Genomic DNA, 21125 nt, shown 5'->3' with positions numbered 1-21125 from the left:
TTCTCGAAGAACATGATCACGTCGTACTTCTGGGCCCCGATTCCGAGCGCCACCCCGCCGGTCCCCATCTTCATGTAGGTGCGCTTGCCGGTCGACTTGTCGACCGCGACGCCGGAGCCGCCGCCTCCCGTGAAGATGAAGGTGACCCTCATGTTGTCGAACACGGCATAGCCGTAGGACTTCTCGAACAAGGCGGGTGCTCCTTCGGACTTGGCGAGGACCTCGTCCAGCGCCTCCTTGGCCGCCTTGTCGATCTCGGCGCGCTTCTCGGCGTTGGTCTCGGCCTTCTTCTCCTCTTTCTTCTGCTCCTCGGCGAACACGGCCGGCACGGCCAGAACACCCAGGAACAGGGACGCGGCCACCAGCTTCCTAATCATGGGACCCTCCTTGGTCATGATGCCCGGGACGGGCAACGCTTCCGACTGACTCGTATCTGCGAGGTGACGCATTCTACTCCCGGAGACGATTTCGTGGGGGCCGGGACTCGGGTCCCGGGGGCCCACGCGACGTCGCTCCACCGTCGCCCGACGGGGGGTTGCGTGAAGCATGACACCAGGCGGTTCCGGCCAGGCCAAGAGTGTCTGAAAACCGCCGAGGTCCATTTCCCCTCGCGGCGGCAATCTGGACACTCGGGCACGCCCGCAAGGGTCTCGGGCGACTCGGCTTGCCAGGGGGGCGCGGCATTACCGGCCGGAGATCACCAAAATGTCACCCAGGGCAGCCGCCGCACACGACGTTTATGTGATCCCATTCCTGTTTTAGTTATCACCTTGCTGACACCGCATCTCGAACCTAATTTGTCGGGGTGGATTCCATGCCGCGTTCCCGGGGTGTAACCCGGGGGCGAAATTCATCAACGAGGAAAGCCATGGCCCGAAGCAGCTGGTACAAGAACACAGGGGCCGGCGAAGCCGGCCGATGGCACGCCGCGGCGCGCGCTCTTGTCGTCGCGCTCCTGCTCTGCCTGGGTGCCGTCCACGGCTGGGCGCAGCAAACGGATCCGAAGCCGAGCAAGCCCAAGAGCACTCAGAAGCAAGCCAACCAGAAGTCCGGCGGCGCGAAGCAGGTGGCGCCGGCGGCCGACGCGAAGCCGACCGAGCCGAAGTCCAGCGACGCGAAGCCGGCCACCGTCAAGCAGGCCGATCCGAAGCAGAGCGAGCAGCAGCAGATGCGAGGTCTCGACGAGCAGATCCAGGAGATCAAATCCGACGTACTCAGCATGAGCCAGGAGCTGCGCGGCCTGGAGGAGAAGCTGCTGTACCCCTCGGGCACCCAGATCGCCATCTTCGTCGGGATCGCCAAGGACGACACGATGCGCCTCGACGCGGTGAAGCTCCAGATCGACGGCCAGCTCGTCGCCCATTACATCTACAGCGCCAAGGAGCTCGAAGCCCTGCGCAAGGGCGGCGTGCAGCGGATTTACGTCGGCAACGTCGCGACCGGGAATCACAAGCTCGAAGTGCTCGCCGAAGGGAAGCTCGACAGCGGCTCCGATTTCAGCCACGCGCAGAGCTTCACCTTCAGCAAGGAAGTGAAGCCGAAGCTGGTGGGATTGACGCTCGCCGGCTCCGGCGACGCCCCGATCGCCCTGGGAGAGTGGTAAACGACGATGCGCGCGCCACGCCGGCTCATCGGATTCGGACTGGTCCTGGGGCTCGTGGCCCGTCCGTCCGTGGGCGCCGACTTGAAGGATCTCTATTTCGGCGAGGCGCTGTATCACGCCTATCAGGGGCAGTTCTTCGAAGCCATCGAGCGGCTCGACACCGAGCTCGCCCAGTACCATGGCCTGGACGAGCCCAAGCTCGACACGCTCCACTACCACGTCAATGACGCCGAGTTCTCCGTGGGCGACTTCGAGCTCGACTACCGCATGCACCATCGCGCCGGCCGGGCCATCAAGGCGGTCCTGGAAGGCGCCGTCGACGAGTCGGTGCGCAACGAGGCCGCCTTCCGGCTGGCCCGCATCGAATTCCAGAAGGACCAGCTCGACGACGCGCAGAACGCGCTGGGGCGGATCCAGGGCACGGTGCCCGAGGAGATCAAGGACGACGTCGAGTTCCTGCGGGCCAACCTCGACATGGCGACCGGGCAGCCCGGCGAGGCCGTCAAGGTCCTCAAGCAGATGCGCAGCGACGAGAGTCTGGCCGGCTTCTCCGCCTACAACCTCGGCATCGCGCTGCTGCAGGACGGCCGGCCCAAGGAGGCGATCGAGCAGCTGGACAAGGCAGGGCAGCTTCCCTCCCGCGATTCCGCCGATTGGGCGATCCATGACAAGGCCAACCTGGTGCTCGGCACCATGCTGTTCGAGGCGGGCGAGTTCGATCGGGCCAAGCAATCGCTGGACCGCGTGCACCTCGAAGGGCCGTTCTCGAACCAGGCGCTGCTGCGGGCCGGCTGGGCCGAGGCCACGGCCGAGCACTACGACCGCGCGCTGGTTCCGTGGACCATTCTGGTGAACCGCGAGCCGACCGACGTCGCGGTCCAGGAAGCCCTGCTCGCCGCCCCGCATGCCTACGCCAGCCTGAACCTGCACGGGCGCGCCGCGCTGATGTACGGCCACGCCCTCGAGGTCTTCACCGGCCAGATCGAGAAGGTGGACGCCTCGATCGCCAGCATCCAGGACGGTCAGTTCCTCAAGGCGCTGACCCGCGAAGAGAGCCGCGAGGACGAGAACTGGGTGATCCGCCTGCGCACTCTGCCCGGCGCGCCGGAAACCTATTACCTCATGGAGCTGATGGCGTCCCACGACTTCCAGACCGCCCTGCACAACTACCTCGATCTCGAGGACCTGCGTACCAAGCTGACGGCCTGGAAGACGGGTCTCGACGCCTTCGAGGATCTCATCCGCCTGCGCAAGCAGAACTACGAGCCCCTCCTGCCGGAGGTCGACGCCCAGTTTCGCGAGGTCGACTCGCGCATGCGCCTGCGCCTCGAGGAAAAAAAGCACCTGGGCGAGCGCCTGCACGCGATGCTGACGGTGCCGCGGCCGGAATACCTGGCCACCGCCGAGGAGCGCATCGCCGGCGAGCGCCTCACGGCTATCGAGAAGGCGCTGGGCAGCTCGAACACGCCGCAGGCGGCGGCGCTGCACGAGCGTGTCGCGCGCCTGCGCGGGACGCTGACCTGGCGGCTCCGGACCGAGTACCAGGATCGGCTGAGCGCCGCCTACAAGCACCTCGAGGAGCTGGACACACACGTCGAGACGCTCACCCGGCAGTACGACGCCTTCGTCCGGACCCGCCAGGCGGCGACGCACAGCTACGTCGGCTACGACGCCCAGATCGAGCGGCTGCGCGAGCGCGTGGCCGCCGCGCTGGAGCGCGTCGACACCACGATGAGCCGCCAGGGAGCCATGATCGAGACCGTCGCCGTCAACCAGCTCAACCTCCGTCGCGACCGCCTCCTGGTCCAGCAGACCGAGGCGCGCTTCGCCGTAGCCGACAGCTACGATCGGGCCACCCGGGTCCAGAACGGGGCCGAGGCACGCTGATGCGCCGACCATTCATCCCGATCCTGCTCGCTCCCTCCCTCGTCATCGGCTGCGCCTCGCACCATCAGAGGACGCCGGGGACGCTGGCGGAGCTGCGTGACGTGCGTCCCGATCTCCAGGAGACGACCGTCGAGCAGGGGCTCGATCAGGCGATGGAAGCCTACCGGCGCTTCCTCGAGGAGACCCCGCAGACGGCGATGACTCCCGAGGCGATGCGGCGGCTGGCGGACCTGCAGCTCGAGAAGCAGTTCGGCATCCGGGCGGGCGATGGCAGGCCGAAACAGATGGCCGCCCCGAAGTCGGGGGAAGCGCCCAAGGGAAAGAAGATGCCCAACCTGGCGGCGGAAGTCGCGCGCGCCTCGGGCCGTGAATCGGACAAGGACTTCGAGAAGCGCACGACGGCGGAGAGCGGTCTGCCGCAGGAGAGCGGTGGCGGCGCGCCGGATGCCGGCGCCCTGCCCCTGGCGGCCGATCCCAAGGGTCCTCTCGAGGCGATTGCTCTCTATCAGAAGCTGCTCACCGAGTACCCGAGCTACGAGAACAGCGACCAGGTCCTCTATCAGATGGCACGGGCCTACGACGAGCTCGGTCGCACCGAAGAGGCGATGGAGGTCATGGAGCGCCTGATCAAGGCGAACCCCGGCTCCACGCACATCGACGAGGTGCAGTTCCGGAGGGGAGAGTTCTTCTTCACGCGCCGGAAGTTCCGCGACGCGGAGAACGCCTATTCGGCCGTCATAGGCCTGGGCACCAACTCCGAGTATTACGAGCTCGCCCTCTACAAGCTCGGCTGGACCTTCTACAAGCAGGACCTCTACGAGGAGGCTCTCGACAAGTACCTGGCGCTGCTCGATTACAAAGTCTCGATCGGCTTCAACTTCGACGAGAGGCACGAGGAGGAGGACGACCGGCGCGTCGCCGACACCTTCCGGGTCATCAGCCTGAGCTTCAGCAACCTCGGCGGGCCGGAGGCCGTCCAGGAGTACTTCACAGGATCCAAGAGCCGCCCCTACGAAGACCGCATCTACGCCAATCTGGGAGAGCACTACCTGGCCAAGCTGCGCTACGACGACGCGGCCAAGACCTACAATGCCTTCATCACTCTCCATCCGTTCCACCGCGCCGCGCCCAGGTTCAGCATGCGCGTCGTGGAGATCTTCACGCAGGGCGGCTTCCCCAAGCTGGTGCTCGAGGCGAAGCGCGATTTCGCGCAGCGCTACGGTCTGCAGGCCGAGTACTGGAAGCACGTCAAGCTGGAAGAAGCCCCGGAAGTGGTGGCTTACCTGAAGACGAACCTCAACGACCTCGCGACGCACTATCACGCGCAGTATCAGAAGGCCCCGGAAGGGGATGAGAAGCAGGCGAACTATCGCGAGGCGGTCCGCTGGTACGGCGATTACCTCGAGTCCTTTCCCACCGAGGCCGATACGCCGCCGGTCAACTACAAGCTCGCGGACCTTCTCCTCGAGCACAAGGACTTCGACGAGGCTGCGAAGCAGTACGAGCACACCGCCTACGGCTATCCGGAGCATCCCCAGGCAGCCGCCGCGGGCTATGCGGCGGTCTACGCCTACCGCGAGGAGCTCAAGGTCGCGGACGAGCAGCGGCGCGGGGCCGTCAAGGCCCAGACCGTCGCGAGCTCCCTCAAGTTCGCCGACACCTTCCCGCAGCACGAGCACGCCGCGGAAATCCTGGGAGCGGCAGCCGACGACCTGTTCGAGATGAAGGACTACCGCACCGCCGTGAGCACCGCGCAGCGGGTGATCGACACTTATCCGGCCGCGGAGCCGGGCATCCGGCGCGACGCCTGGGTGGTCGTGGCGCACGGCTCGTTCGAGCTGGCCGACTACCCGCAGGCCGAGAAGGCTTACACCCAGGTGCTGGCCGCCACGCCGCAGGACGACAAGTCACGCGCCGGACTCGTCGACAACCTCGCCGCCTCGATCTACAAGCAGGGCGAGCTGGCGAGGGACGCTCAGGACTATCGCGCCGCGGCCGATCACTTCCTGAGAATTCGCACGGCGGCCCCCACGTCCACCATCCGCCCGAACGCCGAGTACGACGCCGGTGCCGCCCTGATGCAGCTGAAGGACTACACCGCGGCCGCGCAGGTGCTCGAGGCGTTCCGCAGCGACTACCCGAAGCACGAGCTGAACCACGAGGCCACCAAGCAGATCGCCTTCGCCTACAAGGAAAGCGGCCAGCTCGCGAAAGCGGCCGGAGAGTACGAGCGCTTCGCCTCCGATTCGGAGGATCCGGCGGTGCGCGGCGAGGCGCTGCTGGTCGCCGGAGATCTGTACGGGCAGTCCAACGATTCGCAGCACGCGCTGGGCGTCTACAAGAAGTACGTCGACGAGTTCCCCCACCCGATCGAGACGGCCCTCGATACCCGCTTCAAGATCGCCGAGATCCACAAGGCGGCGCACGAGGACTCCCTGTACCGGCAGGAGCTGAAGGAGATCGTGCGCATCGACGCGGGCGCCGGCAAAGAGCGGACCCCGAGGACCAAGACGATCGCCGGACGATCGGCGCTCGTCCTGGCGGAGGACCAGTACAAGGAATTCACCGCCGTGAAGCTGGTGCAGCCGTTCGAGACCAGCCTGAAGGAGAAGAAGAAGCGCATGGACGCGGCGATCGACGCCATGGATTCGCTGGTCGGCTACGAAATCGGCGAAGTCACGGCGGCCGCCACCTATTACATGGCCGAGACCTACTACGATTTCAGCCGCTCACTGGCCGACTCCGAGCGCCCCAAGGACCTGAGCGCCGCCGACCTGGCGGAGTACGAGCAGGCCCTCGACGAGGAAGCCTTCCCGTTCGAGGAGAAGGCCATCGAGTTCCACCAGAAGAACCTGGAATTGCTGCGGGCCGGCGTCTTCAATGCCTGGACCGAGAAGAGCCTGGGCAGGCTGGGCGAGCTGGTGCCGGGACGCTACGCGAAGAAGGAGACGAGCAGCGGCTTCCTCGACACGCTCGAGGGATATGTCTACCGCTCGCCCCTGCCGCCGCCACCGCCCGCGCCGGCCCCTGGAAGCGAGGCGCCGCAGACGGAGCCGGCCCCGACGACCGAGCCGGCCCCGGCGACGGAGCCTACGCCTGGCGCCGAGTCTGCGCCGAAGCCGCCGAAGCACCGGGGGAAGCGATGAGAGATGGCTGCAAGCTCGCCGTGAGAATGCCGGGCCGGGCCATTCTGCTTCCGGCGTTGGCCCTTGCACCGGTGCTGGTGATTGGCTGCGCCTCGCAACCGCACCAGAAGGCTGCGGCGCCGGTCGAGCCGGTCACGGCGCGAGCGCACCCGACCGTGCAGCAGGCGACGGTGGCACGGGACCCGGGCGGATTCACGATCACGCAGGCCGCGAGCATCCCCGGCGAGGCGCGCTCCGACTACGAGGCGGCGGTGCGCAAGCTCAAGGAGGAGCGTTACGACCAGGCCATCCCGCTGCTGCTCAAGGTGACCGAGCGCGCTCCCGAAGCGACGGCGGCGCACATCGATCTGGGCATGGCCTACGCGCAGACCGGAGACCTCGACAAGGCCGAATCCAGCCTGCAGCAGGCGCTGGAGCTGAATCCCAAGCACCCCGTCGCCCTCAACGAGCTCGGACTGGTGCAGCGGCGCAAGGGGGAATTCGCCAAGGCGCGCGCCAGCTACGAGGCGGCGCTGGCGGAATTTCCCGACTTTCATTACGCGCACCGCAACCTCGCCATCCTGTGTGACCTTTACCTCGGGGACGCCGAGTGCGCCCTGCAACACTACTCGACCTATCAGGGTCTGGTTCCGGGGGACACCGAGGTCGCCAAGTGGATCGCCGACCTTCAGAACCGCAAGGGGAAGGGCAAAGGGGGGAAGCCATGAGCCGAAGCTGGTTGCTCGTGTTCCTGCTGGCGACGGGGCTCGCCATGGCCGACGACCCGGCCAAGCCTGCCGCCGCCGAATCGCAGGCGAAGAAGAAGGAAGGCGCAGCCAAGCCCGCCGCCTCATCCGGCAAGAAGAAGACGAAGAAGAAGGAGGAGGCGGCCAGGCCCGCCGCCGGTGCGGCCGAAGGGCAGGAGCAGAAGAAGGAAGACGAAACCCAGACAGCCGCAGGCGCCACCGTGGCGCAGCCGCAATCGAAAGAAGACGACCCCGACCTGGGCATGTCGATCCTGGGGAACCAGGAAGCTCCCAAGGCGCTGGTCATCGTTCCCTGGAAGAGCTCGGAAATCGGCGCCTCGCTCGGCATCTCGACGATGCTGGACGATTCCAGGCAACCCATCGACAAGGAGGTGTTCATGCGGGTGCTGAACTACTACGAGTTGATGTCAAAAACGACGCGCCAGAGCGGCGTGCCGGCCGGAACCCCTCCGGCGCGGCCTGCCCCCACGGCGCACGGGAGGAAGTCATGAGTTTTGCGGAGCTAATCGGCAACGTAGGCACCTTCGGTATGTCGGTGATGATCTGCCTCGCCCTGCTCTCGGTCTATTCGGTCGGGGTGATGGTGGACAAGCAGCGCCGGTTCAACGCGGCCATCAAGCAGTCGAAGTCCTTCAAGCCCGCCTTCGCCAAGTATCTCCACGGAGGAGAGCTGCAGGACGTTTTGGACGCCGCGCGCAAGCACCCGAATTCTCACGTGGCCAACGTGGTCTCGGCGGGCATCGTCGAGTACGGCGTGGGGAACAACGACGGCGATCGCGACGACACGCTCGAGCTGGTCACGAGCACGCTCGAGGACTCCCGGGCCGAGACCATGATCCAGATGAAGCGGGGACTGGGCCACCTGGCCACCATCGGCTCCACGGCGCCCTTCATCGGACTGTTCGGCACCGTGCTGGGCATCATCAGCTCGTTCCGCGGCATCGCGGCCACGGGGTCGGGCGGCATGGCGGCGGTCTCGGGCGGTATTTCCGAGGCGCTGGTGGCGACGGCCCTGGGCATCTTCGTCGCCATCCCGGCGGTCGTCGCCTTCAACCACTTCACCGGCAAGCTCGAGCAGTTCCAGGTCGAGATGAACCGGGCCTCGACCCAGCTGGTAAACCATCTGTTCAAGCTGGGTGGTCTGCTCGAAGCGCGTCGGACCGAAAACCAGATGCGAGCGCCTCAGATGCCGAGGGCGGCCCATGCAGCCAGGTGAACCGGGAAAAGTGCAGTCGGCCATCAACGTCACGCCCCTTGTCGACGTGGTGCTCGTGCTGCTGATCATTTTCATGGTGGTGACGCCGCAGATGCGGCCCGGACCGGAGGTCGACCTCCCGGAAACACCGAAGCCGGTGGAGCAGGGAAGCGACACGTCGGAGCGGCTCGTGGTGACGATCGACGAGCACGGCGGGCTGTGGATCGACGACGAGCAGGTCTCTCCCGAGCGCTTCGGCGAGGGGCTTCGCGTCGTGGCTGCGGCCGAGCCGAACAAGAAAGTCGTGATCCAGGGAGACGCGCGGCTGCGCTTCGGGGAGGTCCGGCAGGCCATGCACGAGGTCGAGGAGGCCGGCTTCCACGGGGTGGCGCTGATCGCCAAGCGGGCGCGCGAAGGAGAAGGAGGCTAGGTCATGCAAGTCACCGGAGGCGGTTCAGGCTCCGACCTGCAGTCCGAAATCAACATCACGCCGCTCATCGACGTGGTGCTGGTGCTGCTGATCATTTTCATGGTGGTCGTCCCGCTGCTCATGCAGGGCTACGAGGTCGACGTTCCCCGGCTGACGTCGGATCCCGCTCTCGTGGAGACCGTCGATACGCAGGTGGTCCTGACCGTCGGACCGCAGGCCTGCCGCATCCTCGATCAGCCGGAAGGCAACGGTCTCCCCAAGGACTGCAAAGTCGGGCTGGGCGAGCGCGAGATCCCCGTGGCCGAGCTGCCGGCCAACGTGGCGGTGGCCCTGGGGAAGCGGCCCCCCGAGAAGCGGGTGCTGTTCCTCGCGGCCGACGATCGCCTGAACTATGAAGGCGTCCTGCGCATCGTCGACCTGGCGAAGACCGGAGTCGAGGATCTGACCATCGAAGTCGTTACGGCCGAAACCGAGGCGGCCACGCCATGAGCACGCTGCCGACCGAAGGAGTCAAGACGGTACAGGCCGTTGCGAGCGCATCCGGCCTGTCCGGGGGACCTACCGCGCGCTCCATGCTGACGAGCTTCGCGGTCCATACCCTCGCGGTGATCCTGCTCCTGCTCGTGCCGGCGGAGGCGTTGCGGGCGCAGAAGAGAGAAGTGGATGTTTCCTTCTACCGTCCCGAGCCGGCGGCGGTCCCCGCGCCGGTGGCGAAAGCTCCTCTGCCGTTGGGCCCGGGCGTCGGACCCAAGCCGCCCGGACCTCCTCCCGCGGAGAAGCCGATACCGAAGGCGCCCCCCGGCCCCAAGGCCCCGGGCAATCCAGAGCTGCCGCCGGGCCCTGTGGGTCCGCCCCAGGTGACGGAGACGGCCCGGGAAAGAGTGGGGAAGACCGGTATCCTGGCGCTCAAGGATCAGTTCGCGAGTCTGGCCAAGGACAAGATCACGCCGAAGCTCGGCGCCGATGCGCGCCTGGGCGAGGCCGATGAGAAAGGCAATCCGTCGTCACGCACCCTGCTCACGACCGGCACGCCAGGCTCCAGCGGCGGCATCAATGTCGCCGCGCTGAGCCGCAGCGTCGGAGGCGGCGGCGGGGGCGGTGGTGGCAAGGGCGGTGGCCCAGGCGGCGGGGGCGGAGGCGCCGGAGGCGGAGGTGGCGGACAGGTTGTCAGTCCAATCGCCGGAATCGGCGGAGGGGATCGGCCGCTGGCGCACGGTGGGCCCGGGCCCTCCCGCACCGACGAGGAGATCCAGATCGTCTTCGATCGCTACAAGGCGCAGTTCTACCGTCTCTACAACCGGGCGCTGCGCAACGATCCCACCTTGAAGGGGCAGATGGTGCTGCGATTGACCATCGAGCCGGACGGCAGCGTGTCGATGTGCAAGCTGCAGTCCTCCGACATGAACGCGCCGGAGCTCGCCGATCAGGTGGTGGGCATCACGAAGACGATCAACTTCGGCGCCAAGGAGGGCGTGCAGGCCCTGACGATCTCGTACCCGATCGATTTCCTGCCGGCGGAGTGAGGCCGGCGTCTTTGGAACGCTCGGTGTGCAGGAGGATATGAAGAAGCGAGCCTGATCAAGGCGATTTTGACAAAGGCAAAGCCGCTGAAAGGCGGCGACGCAAAGTCACCGGTCTAAAGGGCCCGGGGGGCCCCACGACGGCGGGACCGCCAGAATCCATGGCCTCGGTCCCTCGACGGTGACGACTTACCGGGAGCGGTCGAGGGCCACGATGAAGGTTCGATTTCCCATCGGAGTGAAGAGGATCGGCAGGAAGGCGTTCGTCCTGCTGCCGCTGCTCTTCGTATTGCTGGCGGCCGCGTCCACCGAGGCGCGGGCGCAGGCGATCGATTGCGTCGGCGACGCCGGCGGCATCGTCGACGGCTTCGTCAACTATCCCGTCCCTCCCTCTCAGATCAACATCGACGGCCCCTGCACGATTCGGAACTACACGGCGGCCAACCCGCTGACCTCGAACATCAGCTGGTTCGGAAGCCTCCCCGGAAGCACGCTCCTCATTCTCGACAACGTTTATATGACCGGCAACATGTCGTGCAATCTCGCCGTTCAGGGGAACAAGATCTGGCTCGTCAACGGCTCGGCCACCACCCTCAACCCCAATTGCCTGAGCCTCCTGATCCCGGTCGAGAAGATCGACAAGCAGATCCTCCCGCAGACCCAGACCACGGCCGCCATCGGCGTCCCCTTCACCTACAAGATGGTCATCCCGGTCCTCTTCGATCCGGCCAGCGGCACCGTCATCAACACCCAGGGATCGGTGAACGACCTGCACAGCATCACGGTCACGGACGACCTCAACGCCATCGCGAACGCGAGCGTCAGCTTCGTCAGCTACAACATTTACTGGCTGGACGACCTCAGCCCCGTTCCGCACACCTTCACCAACGTCGGCGGCTTCCTGACCTGGGACAACATCCCCATCGTCACCGCCGGGCGGCAGTTCGCCATCGAGCTCACCCTCGTCCTCAACGACGTGCCGGCGAACGTGGTGGGCAACTCGTTCTTCAACACCGCCCGGTGGGACTTTGGCCGGCTCATCGCGGGCGTCTTCTACGAGCCGCTGCCGGGCGAGAACGGCATCTCGCCGCCCCTGACCATCGCGGCGCCGGTCCTGGAGATGGACAAGACCGGCCCGGCCACGATGAACCTGGGGCAGACGGGAAACTTCACGCTGGACGTCCGGAACGCCGGGCTGACCGATGCCTGGGACGTCCATCTCCGCGATCGGCTGCCGGACGGTCCGACGGGCGGCATGTGTGATCTGGCGCCCATCATTCAGAGCGCCCAGGTCTTCGCCGCTAATGGCACCACCCCGGTCCCCGGCAAGGGCCCCCTCAACCCGGGCATCGACTATCTGCTGACGTGGAGCGGCGCGCCCAACTGCCGGCTCGACCTGACGATGATGACGGCCGCGGCGCGCATCGGCCCCGGCGAGCGGCTGATCGTGCGCTACACGGCGGAGCTCGATGCCAACACCCAGAACGGCGTCGCCCTCACCAACGTCGCCGGCGCCATCCAGTGGTTCAACGACGACAACGGCAATGCCAGCCGCGTCGAATTCGATCGCAACCTGACCAACGGCACACCCGGCTTCCTCGACCACGAGGACGCCTGGACCGTGAACGTGGTGCTCTCGGGCTTCTTCTTCGAGAAGACCGTGGCGGATCTCACCAGCGGCGTGAATCCGGCCACCACCGCCTCACCGGGCGACGTGCTGCGCTACACCCTGCGCTTCCGCACCACCGATCAGGCGCTTCCGAACTTCCGGATCTTCGACGACCTGGACGCGCTGAACAACCCGGCGGCCTTCGTGCCGGGCACGCTGGTGCTGGTCTCGGTGCCCGCCGGTGCCGACACCAGCAACACCGACGCCAACGGCGGCAGCAAGGGGACGGGCCTCGTCGACATCCGCAATCTGAGCCTGCCGGCCAACAGCCAGCTGATTGTCCAGTTCGACATCACGCTTGCCTCGACGCTGACCAACAACACCATCGTCAGCGACCAGGCGGTGTCGCGACGCCCCAACAACTCGCTCATCCAGCCCAGCGACGATCCCAATGTCAACGGCATCGCCGATCCGCTGGTCGTCGGCGACGAGGACCCGACGCGCATCCGGATCATCTCGGCCGCCGCCTTCCTGGTGCAGAAAATTTCCACCGACCTGACCGGCGACCCGAACGTGCTGCTGGCCGGCGAGACGCTGCGCTACACCATCACGGTCCAGAACACCGGCAACGACGACGCCGTCAACGTGACGCTGCGCGACACCATCCCGGTGAACACCACCTACGTTCCGGGCAGCACACGGCTGAACGGTGTGCCGGTCGCCGACGTTGGAGGCACCTCCCCGCTCGTCGGCGGCATGCTGATCAACTCGCCTTCCACGGCGACGCCCGGCTCGATGCCCAGGGGGTCGGCGCCGGCGGTCATCACCTTCGACGTGGTCGTCGATCCCAACGTCCTGAACGGCACGATCATCTCGAACCAGGGCTTCGTCTCCGCCATCGCGAACCTGGTCGTGGACCAGCCGTCCGACGACCCGGACACCGCGATTCCCAACGACCCGACGCGCGACGTGGTCGGCAACAGCCCATTGGTCTACGCGCAGAAGACGGCCGTGCTGCTCGTGGACCTGCGCACGCCGGGCGTCGTCGACCCGGGCGACGTGCTGCGCTACACCATCACCATCCAGAACTCTGGAGGAGTTCCGGCGACCGGCGTGGTCTTGAGCGATCCGGTCCCCGCGAATACGACCTACCAGGCAAATACGACGACGCTCAACGGCCTGCCGGTCGGACAGCCGGACGGCGGTGTGGCCCCACTCGCCTCGGGCATCGACATCAGCTCGTCGGATCTCACGCCGCCGTTGCCCGGTGCGGGCGCCGGCGTCATCTCGCCCGGCGCTTCGGCCACCCTGCAGTACGACCTGAGCGTCAACTCCGGCACGCCGGCCGGCACGCTGATCGTCAACCAGGCGATCGTCGACACGGTCGAGCTGCCCGATCTGCCGACCGATGCCGATGGCAACCCCGGCAACGGCAACCAGCCGACCATCGTGGTGGTGGGCGGGGTCCAGGAGCTGTCCATCACCAAGCAGGTTTCGGTGGTGGGCGGCGGGCCGGCGCTCCCCGGCTCCCAGCTCGATTACGTCGTCACGGTCACCAACATCGCCGCGGTGCCGGCGATCGGCGTCGTGGTCACCGACAGCCTCCCCGCGGGTCAGCTCACCTACGTCAACGGCTCCGCGACGATGAACGGCTCGACCACGGGAGTGAGCTTCGCCAGCCCGACGATCACCGGTGACTACGGAGCCGCGTACGGTCCACTGGCGCCCGGCGGGACGGTGATCCTGCGCTTCCGCGCCACGCTCGACCCCACCCTGGCGCAGGGAACCACGGTCACCAACACCGGCACGGTCACGTGGGACACGCCGACCCAGACGGCCAGCGCCAGCGTCTCGATCGTGGTCGGCGGCATCCCCGGCATCGCCGCGCTGCACGGGTCGGTCTGGCATGACGCCGACTTCGATGACGTACGGGACGCGAGCGAGCACAGGCTGGCCGGCTGGACGGTGGAGCTGACCCAGGGCGGTCCCCTGCTCTTCTCCGGCGTGACCGACGTGAACGGCGACTACGACATCCAGAATGTCGTGCCGAACAACGTGGTCGGCGCCCCCTACGAGATCCGGTTCCGGGCGCCCGGCGCGGGACCCAACACCGCACTGCTCGGACGGGCCTCCTCGGTGTTCACCAACGGGATGCAGCTGATCAGCGGCATCATCGTGTCGCCCGGTGCCAATCTCCAGAACCTGAACCTGCCGATCGACCCCAACGGTATCGTCTACAACTCGATGGCCCGTGTCCCGATCGGCGGGGCGACCCTGACCCTGACGAATGGCAGCGGCAACCCTCTGCCGACGACCTGCTTCGACGACCCGGCCCAGCAAGGCCAGGTCACCCTCCCGTACGGCTATTACAAGTTCAGCCTCAACTTCAACGACCCGGCCTGCCCGACCGGCGGCGACTACCTCATCAATGTGGCGCCGCCTGCGGGGCCGGCCTACGTCGCGGGCATCTCGGCAATCATCCCGCCGGCATCGGACGCCACGACGGCGGCGTTCTCGGTGCCGGTCTGCCCGGGCGACGCCATTCCGGCCACGGCGCAATTCTGCGAGATGCAGCCTTCGGAGTTCCAGCCGGCGCCGTCGGTTCCACCGCGCACCCCGGGCACCGTCTATCAGCTCCACTTGATGCTGACCGGCACTCAGATGCCCGGCACGAGCCAGATCTTCGACAACCACATCCCGCTCGATCCGGTGATCGTCGGCACCATCGCCATCTCCAAGAGCTCGCCCTTCATCAACGTCACTCGCGGCCAGCTGGTCCCCTACGTGATCACCGTGAGCAACCTGGCGGGCACGGGCCTCACCGACGTGAGCATCGTCGACACCTTCCCGGCCGGCTTCAGCTACGTGAAGGGCTCCGCGGTGGTGGACGACGTGCCGACCGAGCCGACGGCCGCGGGGCTGCAGCTCACCTGGAGCGGGCTTGCCTTCGCGGGGCTGCAGTCGCGCACCGTGAAGCTGCTGCTGACGGTGGGCGGTGGAGTGAGCGAAGGCGAGTTCACCAACCGCGCCCAGCTGATCAGCAGCATCACGCTGGCACCGATCTCCGGCGTGGCCACCGCCACCGTGCGCATCATTCCCGATCCGACCTTCGACTGCACCGACATCACCGGCAAGGTGTTCAACGACGCCAACCGCAACGGCGTGCAGGACCAGGGCGAAGGCGGCCTGGCCGGCGTGCGGCTGGCCACCGACCGCGGCCTGCTGGCGACCACCGATGAGTTCGGCCGCTACCACATCACCTGCGCCCTGGTGCCGCACGAGAGCCGCGGCAGCAACTTCGTCCTGAAGCTCGACGAGCGGTCGCTGCCCAGCGGCTTCCGCATGTCGACCGACGCGCTGCAGATCAAGCGGGCCACGCGCGGCAAGGTCCTGCGCATGAATTTCGGCGCCTCGATCCACCGCGTCGTCGCCATCGACCTGTCGGATGCCGCGTTCGAGCACAACGCGACCGCGCTTCGCGAGCAGTGGAAGCCGCGCCTCGATCTGCTGCTCGCCGAGCTGCGCAAGTCACCCGCGGTGCTGCGCCTCTCCTACATCGCCGACAACGAGGACGCGGGGCTCGTCGACCGCCGCCTGAACGCGGTCAAGCAGCAGGTGATGGCGGCCTGGGACGCGACAAGCTACGCGCTCCTCATCGAGCCCGAGATCTTCTGGCGCAAGGGCGCGCCACCCAAGCAGTCGAAGCTGAGCCGCGCAGCGGCGGGAGAAGGCCATGAATAAGCGCCGCTTCCTGCCCCTGTTGGCCGCCCTGGCGATGACCGCCTCCCTCGGCGTCGCCCAGGTCGAGGAGTCGCAGCCGGGTGAGCAGGCCGAGAAGCACCTCTCTCCCGACCAGAAGCCCCAGCAATGGTCGCAGGAGCCGCCCGACGCGGAGCGGGGCGACAAGCTGGAGACGCGGCAGGTCATGGGCGACAAGCTCGAGACCGTCAAGCTGCGAAACGTGGTGCCCCCGATCCATTTCGAGTCGGGCGTCGCGAAGATCCCGTCAGATTACGTCGACCGCCTCAACAAGATCCTGGCAAGCATGCGCTACCGCAAGAACGTCCGAGTCCACTTCGTCGGGCACGCCGACTCGCAGCGACTGTCGCCCGAGCTGACGAGGAAGTTCGGGGACAACATGGGGTTGTCGCGCGAGCGCGCCGGCGAGGTGGCCGAGTATTTCAAGAAGACCCTCGGCCTGCCGCCCGAGGCCATCACCTACGAGTGGGTCGGCGAAACGATGCCGGTCGCCTCGAATGCGACCGAAGAAGGCCGGGCCCTCAACCGCAGGGTCGAGGTCGAAGTCTGGTACGACGAGGTCAAGCAGGTCCCCCGGGAAGAGGAAGTCGTGGTTTCCGACGACATCAAGCGCATCAAGGTCTGCCGCATGCAGACGGTGTGCAAGATGCGCTACCAGGAAGGGGCGGAGCGTCGGGCCCGCGTGCGCAACCTGATCGTGCCGCTGCGCTACGAGGACGACACCACGCCGGTCTCCGACGCCTTCATCCAGCAGGTCCGCCAGGCGCTCGCCAACCTGCACGACAAGCAGAGCCTGACGGTGAAGTTCATCGGCTACACCGACGACGCGCCGCTGAGCGCGCGCGACGAGCGCATCTATGGCGACGCGCTGGGGCTCTCCAAGGCCCGGGCCCGTCGCGTGGCGCTGGCCATCAAGGAAGCCCTGAAGCTGCCGACCTCCGGAATCGACAGCGACGGCCATGGCGCCTCGCAGCCGGTCGCCTCCAACGAGACGGTCCAGGGACGCTCCTTGAACCGCCGCGTCGAGGTGGAGTTCTGGTACGACGATCCGCTCCAGGAGCTGCCGGACGGCCCGCAGCTCTGCCCCAGCGAGAGCGGATTGGAGATGGTGACGAAGGTCTACGATCCTCCCTGGGGACCTCTCGCGGAGATCGCGCTGGATAACGGCCAGCCGATCATCCCCGATGGCTACGCGGCGGCCCTGCACCGCGCGCTGGAGGACATCAAGGATCGGACCCACGCGCGGCTGCGCTTCATCGGCTACACCAAGAACGAGCGCCTCGACCGGCGCACCGCCTCGGTCTACAAGGATGACATCGGTCTCTCCGCCGCCCGGGCGCTGCGCGCCATGAAGAGCCTCATGCAGGATCCGCTGCTGACGGGCAGGGTTTCCGAGGTCGAGGGACGGGGGTTCGTGCAGTCGGACGATGTCGTGAACGCCGGCTTCATCCAGGGAGACAGGTCGTTCGTGCGGGTGCAGGCCGTCTACGACGAGCCGGCGCCGCTCGAGAGCTATGACGGCGTGGACATCACGCGCATCACCCGGGAGGTCAAGCCTCAAAGCCCGTACGACCTCAACGTCATGCGCATCACCGTCGACGGCAAGCCGATCGATGACGTGGGCCTGAGCTCCGAGGACATCCAGCGCTGCACCGACGTGGCGCTGGACCAGGCGAAGATCCAGTTCCACTTCGACAACCTGGAGACCAGAGTACGCCTGGCGGTCGCCGCGCATCCGGTCGCCGTGTCGGTGAGCCCCGACGGCAACTCGGCATCCTCCGTGGCCTTCGAGATGTACGACAACTACGCGAGCTTCATCAAGCGCGCGGAGGTCCGCATCTTCGAAAAGAGCCAGTCGCTGCTGGCCGCGCCGCTCGCGACGCTGCCGGTCGACGAGACGGGCAGGGCGGAGTGGCAGCCTCCGGCCGGAGCGCTTCCGGCACCGGTGCGCGAGCTGAAGTTCGTGCTGCGCGCCTACGATGCGCAGGGGCACTTCGACGAGACCGAGCCGCATCCGCTATGGCTCGTCCGCGAGATGCCCTCCAGCCCCGGTTCGGGGCAGGAGCAGAAGCCCTCAGGAGAGGGCGTCACGGCGTCCGGGACCGGCCAGCTCGCGGATGGCGCGCAGGCGCCGAACCTTGCGGCCGGCACGGAAGGCGCGACCGGCGAGGAAGGCACGGCCGGCACGGAAGACGCGGCCGCCGCTCCCGCGGAAGGTGAGAGCAAGGCTCCTTACACGCCGGCCCCGGCGATCCCGAGCGAGCTGCTGGCCGCCTACGGTGAGAGTGACCTGTTCCGCCACGAGATTCCGTTGAACGGCGGCACGGTCCGCGTGCAGGGCGGCGGCATTCCGGCGGGCCACACCGTCTGGGTCGCCGGCCGGCAGGTGCCGGTCGATCCGCAGGGGAACTTCGTGGCCGAGGAGATCCTTCCCACCGGCGCGCACACCGTCGAGGTGGCGGTGCTCGACGACGCCGGCAACGGCTCGGTCTACCTGCGCGACCTGGAGTTCAAGAAGACCGACCTGTTCTACGTCGGCATGGCCGACCTCACCTACTCCACGCACAGCTCGAGCGGTCCGGTGGATCAGCTGGAAGGGAACAACACCCAGCAGCCGTTCGATTCCAACTTCGATGGCCGTCTGGCCTTCTTCGTCAACGGCAAGCTCAACGAGAACTGGAAGCTGACGGCGAGCGCCGACACCCGCGAAGGGCCGGTGGAGGACATGTTCAGCAACTTCCTCGACAAGTCGCCCGATGCCCTGTTCCGGCGCTTCGACCCCGACTATCACTACCCGACCTTCGGCGATGACGGCTCGGTCGAGGAGATGGCGCCGACGCTCGGCAAGTTCTACGTCAAGGCCAGCCGCGGCGAGAGCTTCGGCATGTGGGGCAACTTCAAGATCGACTACCTGGGCAACGAGCTGGCCCAGGTCGACCGCGGGCTGTACGGCGCCAACGGTCACTACGCCTCGCGCGCCACCACCAGCTTCGGAGAGCACAAGGCCTCGGCCGACGGCTTCGCCGCCGAGCCCGGCACGATGCCCAGTTTCGAGGAGTTCCGCGGCACCGGCGGGTCGCTCTACTACCTGCACCACCAGGACCTCCTGACCGGCTCCGAGCGCTTGCGCATCGAAATCCGCGACAAGGCTTCGCAGATCGTCATGGGGGTGGTCAACCTGCGCCCCGGCATCGACTATGACATCGACTACCTGCAGGGCCGCGTGCTGCTCTCGGAGCCGCTCTCCTCGACCGCCGACGACAACCTGCTGGTGCGCACCTCCGGATTGAGCGGCGACGAGGCCTTCCTGGTGGCACGCTACGAGTTCACCCCCGGCTTCGGCGATCTGGACCTCATGGCGGCGGGAGGCCAAGGCCATTACTGGTTCGGCGATCACGTGCGCTTCGGAGTGACCGCCAATCGCAACGAGGAAGGGGACGTCGACAACAACGTGGGAGGCGCCGACCTGACCCTGCGCAAGAGCACCGATACCTGGCTCAAGGTGCAGGCGGGCCGCAGCGAAGGGCTGGTCTCCAGCACGCTGCGCTCCGAGGACGGCGGATTCGGCTTCACCGCCGCCGACCCCCTGTCGTTCACCGATGCCGAGGCGAATGCCTATCGCGCCGATGCCAGCCTCGGCTTCCATGACGGCAAGGGCCGCCTCACGCTCTACGGACAGAGCCGCGATGCCGGTTATTCAGCTCAGGGACAATCGACGCTCAAGGACACCGATCAATACGGCGGCACCTTCAAGATGGCCATGGGAAGCCACGTGACGCTGGCGGCCAAAGGAGACCAGACCACCGAGGATCTGGGCCTGGAGCACCGGGCGCTCGAGCTGGACATGGGCTTCAAGCTGACCGACCGGTGGAGCCTCAGCACCGGCGTGCGCAACGATCGGCGCGAAGACAACTCCCCTCTGGTCCCGCTGACCCAGGAGCAGGGAGAGCGCACCGACGCGGTCGCCCAGCTGGGCTTCGATCCCGGCACCTCCTGGCGCGCCTACGGCTTCGTCCAGGACACGCTGGCTTCGGATGGCGACCGCGAGGACAACGGTCGCTTCGGCGTGGGCGGGTCGTACAGCCTGACGAAGCGCTTCAAGCTCGACGGCGAGGTGTCGGACGGGGACCTCGGCGCCGGCGCCAGGCTCGGTACCACCTACCTGGTCTCGGAGCGCACCAACCTGTACCTGAACTACCTGCTGGAGAACGACCGCACCGACGCCGGCGTGCCGATGCGCCAGGGCACCCTGGTCACCGGCGTGAAGCAGCGCTTCGCGGACGCCTCCAGCGTCTACCTCGAGGAGCGCTACCACGACGCCGGGACCATGACCGGTCTCACGCACGCCACCGGCGTCAATCTGGTGGCCAACGAGCGCTGGAACTTCGGCGCCAGCGCCGAGTACGGCACTCTGATTGACGCCCTCACCAGCGCCGAGACCGAGCGCAAGGCGGCCGGGGTCCGGGTCGGCTACAGCCAGGAATCCGTGCAGCTCACCTCCGGTGTCGAGTACCGCCGGGACAACACCGAGCAGCTCGACCTCACCACCAACGACCGGACCACCTGGCTGTTCCGCAACGCCTTCAAGTTCCAGATCAACCCCGACTGGCGCCTGGTCGGCAAGCTGAATCATTCGTTCAGCGACAGCTCGCTCGGCGATTTCTTCAATGGCGGATACACGGAAGGCGTGCTTGGCTATGCTTATCGCCCGGTGAACAACGATCGGCTGAACGCTCTGGTCAAGCTCACCTACTTCTACAACTTCCCGACCGCGGGCCAGGTGGGTGCCGACGACACCGCGAGCGAGTTCATCCAGAAGAGCTGCATCGCGGCCGTCGATATGAATTACGACCTGACGGCCAGGTGGGGCCTCGGAGGGAAGTACGCCTACCGCGTGGGAAGCGTCAGCATCGATCGCGTGAATCCGACCTTCTTCGACAACAACGCCCAGCTCGGCATCCTGCGCCTCGATTTCCGCTTCCTCGAGAACTGGGAAGGCATGGCCGAGGCGCGGGTGCTCGATCTGTCGGATGTCGGACAACGGAAGAGCGGTGCTTTGGGGGCGATTTATTACTACGTCGGCAAGCACCTGAAGATGGGCGCCGGCTACAACTTCACCGATTTCTCCGACGACCTCACCGACCTGGGCTACGACCACCAGGGCGCCTTCTTCAACATCGTCGGCAGCATGTAGCGGACAAAAAAATGGGGTGGGCCCGCAGGCCCACCC

General features: G+C 66.8%; 12 protein-coding genes and 1 riboswitch. Of the genes, 11 read left to right on the top strand and 1 reads right to left on the bottom strand.

Annotated elements, in window-relative coordinates; all coding sequences use genetic code 11:
• Window positions 1-377 (bottom strand): hypothetical protein (locus VFW45_02935; protein ID HEU5179718.1); only part of this gene is annotated, 377 nt, incomplete at its 3' end.
• Window positions 378-868: 491 nt separating this feature from the next.
• Here VFW45_02935 and VFW45_02930 point away from each other — a divergent pair.
• From VFW45_02930 to VFW45_02880, 11 genes are all read left to right on the top strand, one after another.
• Window positions 869-1603 (top strand): hypothetical protein, encoded by a 735-nt coding sequence (locus VFW45_02930; GenBank protein HEU5179717.1) that lies wholly within the window; start codon window positions 869-871, stop codon window positions 1601-1603.
• 6 nt (window positions 1604-1609) lie between these two features.
• A complete protein-coding gene (locus VFW45_02925) occupies window positions 1610-3490 on the top strand; it encodes a hypothetical protein (protein HEU5179716.1) in 1881 nt (626 codons plus the stop codon).
• Complete coding sequence (locus tag VFW45_02920) at window positions 3490-6636, top strand: tetratricopeptide repeat protein (protein HEU5179715.1); 3147 nt, start codon at window positions 3490-3492, stop codon at window positions 6634-6636. Before VFW45_02925 ends, VFW45_02920 begins: the two co-directional genes overlap by 1 nt.
• Window positions 6633-7343, top strand: coding sequence for a tetratricopeptide repeat protein (locus VFW45_02915; GenBank protein ID HEU5179714.1), 711 nt, complete (start codon window positions 6633-6635; stop codon window positions 7341-7343). The genes VFW45_02920 and VFW45_02915 overlap by 4 nt, the downstream gene beginning before the upstream one ends.
• Entirely contained in the window at window positions 7340-7873 is a 534-nt protein-coding gene (locus VFW45_02910; protein ID HEU5179713.1) for a hypothetical protein, read from the top strand. The genes VFW45_02915 and VFW45_02910 overlap by 4 nt, the downstream gene beginning before the upstream one ends.
• Entirely contained in the window at window positions 7870-8598 is a 729-nt protein-coding gene (locus VFW45_02905; GenBank protein HEU5179712.1) for a MotA/TolQ/ExbB proton channel family protein, read from the top strand. Before VFW45_02910 ends, VFW45_02905 begins: the two co-directional genes overlap by 4 nt.
• Window positions 8585-9007: a biopolymer transporter ExbD gene (locus VFW45_02900; protein HEU5179711.1), complete on the top strand. Its 423-nt coding sequence runs from the start codon at window positions 8585-8587 to the stop codon at window positions 9005-9007. Before VFW45_02905 ends, VFW45_02900 begins: the two co-directional genes overlap by 14 nt.
• A gap of 3 nt (window positions 9008-9010) precedes the next feature.
• Complete coding sequence (locus VFW45_02895; protein HEU5179710.1) at window positions 9011-9496, top strand: biopolymer transporter ExbD; 486 nt, start codon at window positions 9011-9013, stop codon at window positions 9494-9496.
• Window positions 9493-10530, top strand: a complete 1038-nt coding sequence (locus tag VFW45_02890; protein ID HEU5179709.1) for an AgmX/PglI C-terminal domain-containing protein — start codon at window positions 9493-9495, stop codon at window positions 10528-10530. The genes VFW45_02895 and VFW45_02890 overlap by 4 nt, the downstream gene beginning before the upstream one ends.
• A 64-nt stretch (window positions 10531-10594) precedes the next feature.
• Window positions 10595-10684, top strand: a riboswitch (cyclic di-GMP riboswitch).
• 57 nt (window positions 10685-10741) lie between these two features.
• The gene (locus VFW45_02885; GenBank protein ID HEU5179708.1) at window positions 10742-15877 is read left to right on the top strand and encodes a hypothetical protein; all 5136 of its coding nucleotides are present in this window, start codon (window positions 10742-10744) and stop codon (window positions 15875-15877) included.
• On the top strand, window positions 15870-21089 hold the full coding sequence (locus VFW45_02880) for an OmpA family protein (protein HEU5179707.1): 5220 nt from the start codon (window positions 15870-15872) through the stop codon (window positions 21087-21089). Before VFW45_02885 ends, VFW45_02880 begins: the two co-directional genes overlap by 8 nt.
• The last annotated feature ends 36 nt before the right edge of the window (window positions 21090-21125 follow it).

The organism is Candidatus Polarisedimenticolia bacterium (assembly GCA_035764505.1).
Lineage (GTDB): Bacteria > Acidobacteriota > Polarisedimenticolia > Gp22-AA2 > AA152 > AA152.
The sequence above is the reverse complement of the archived record's forward strand: the minus strand, read 5'-3'. Positions and strand labels throughout refer to the sequence as shown.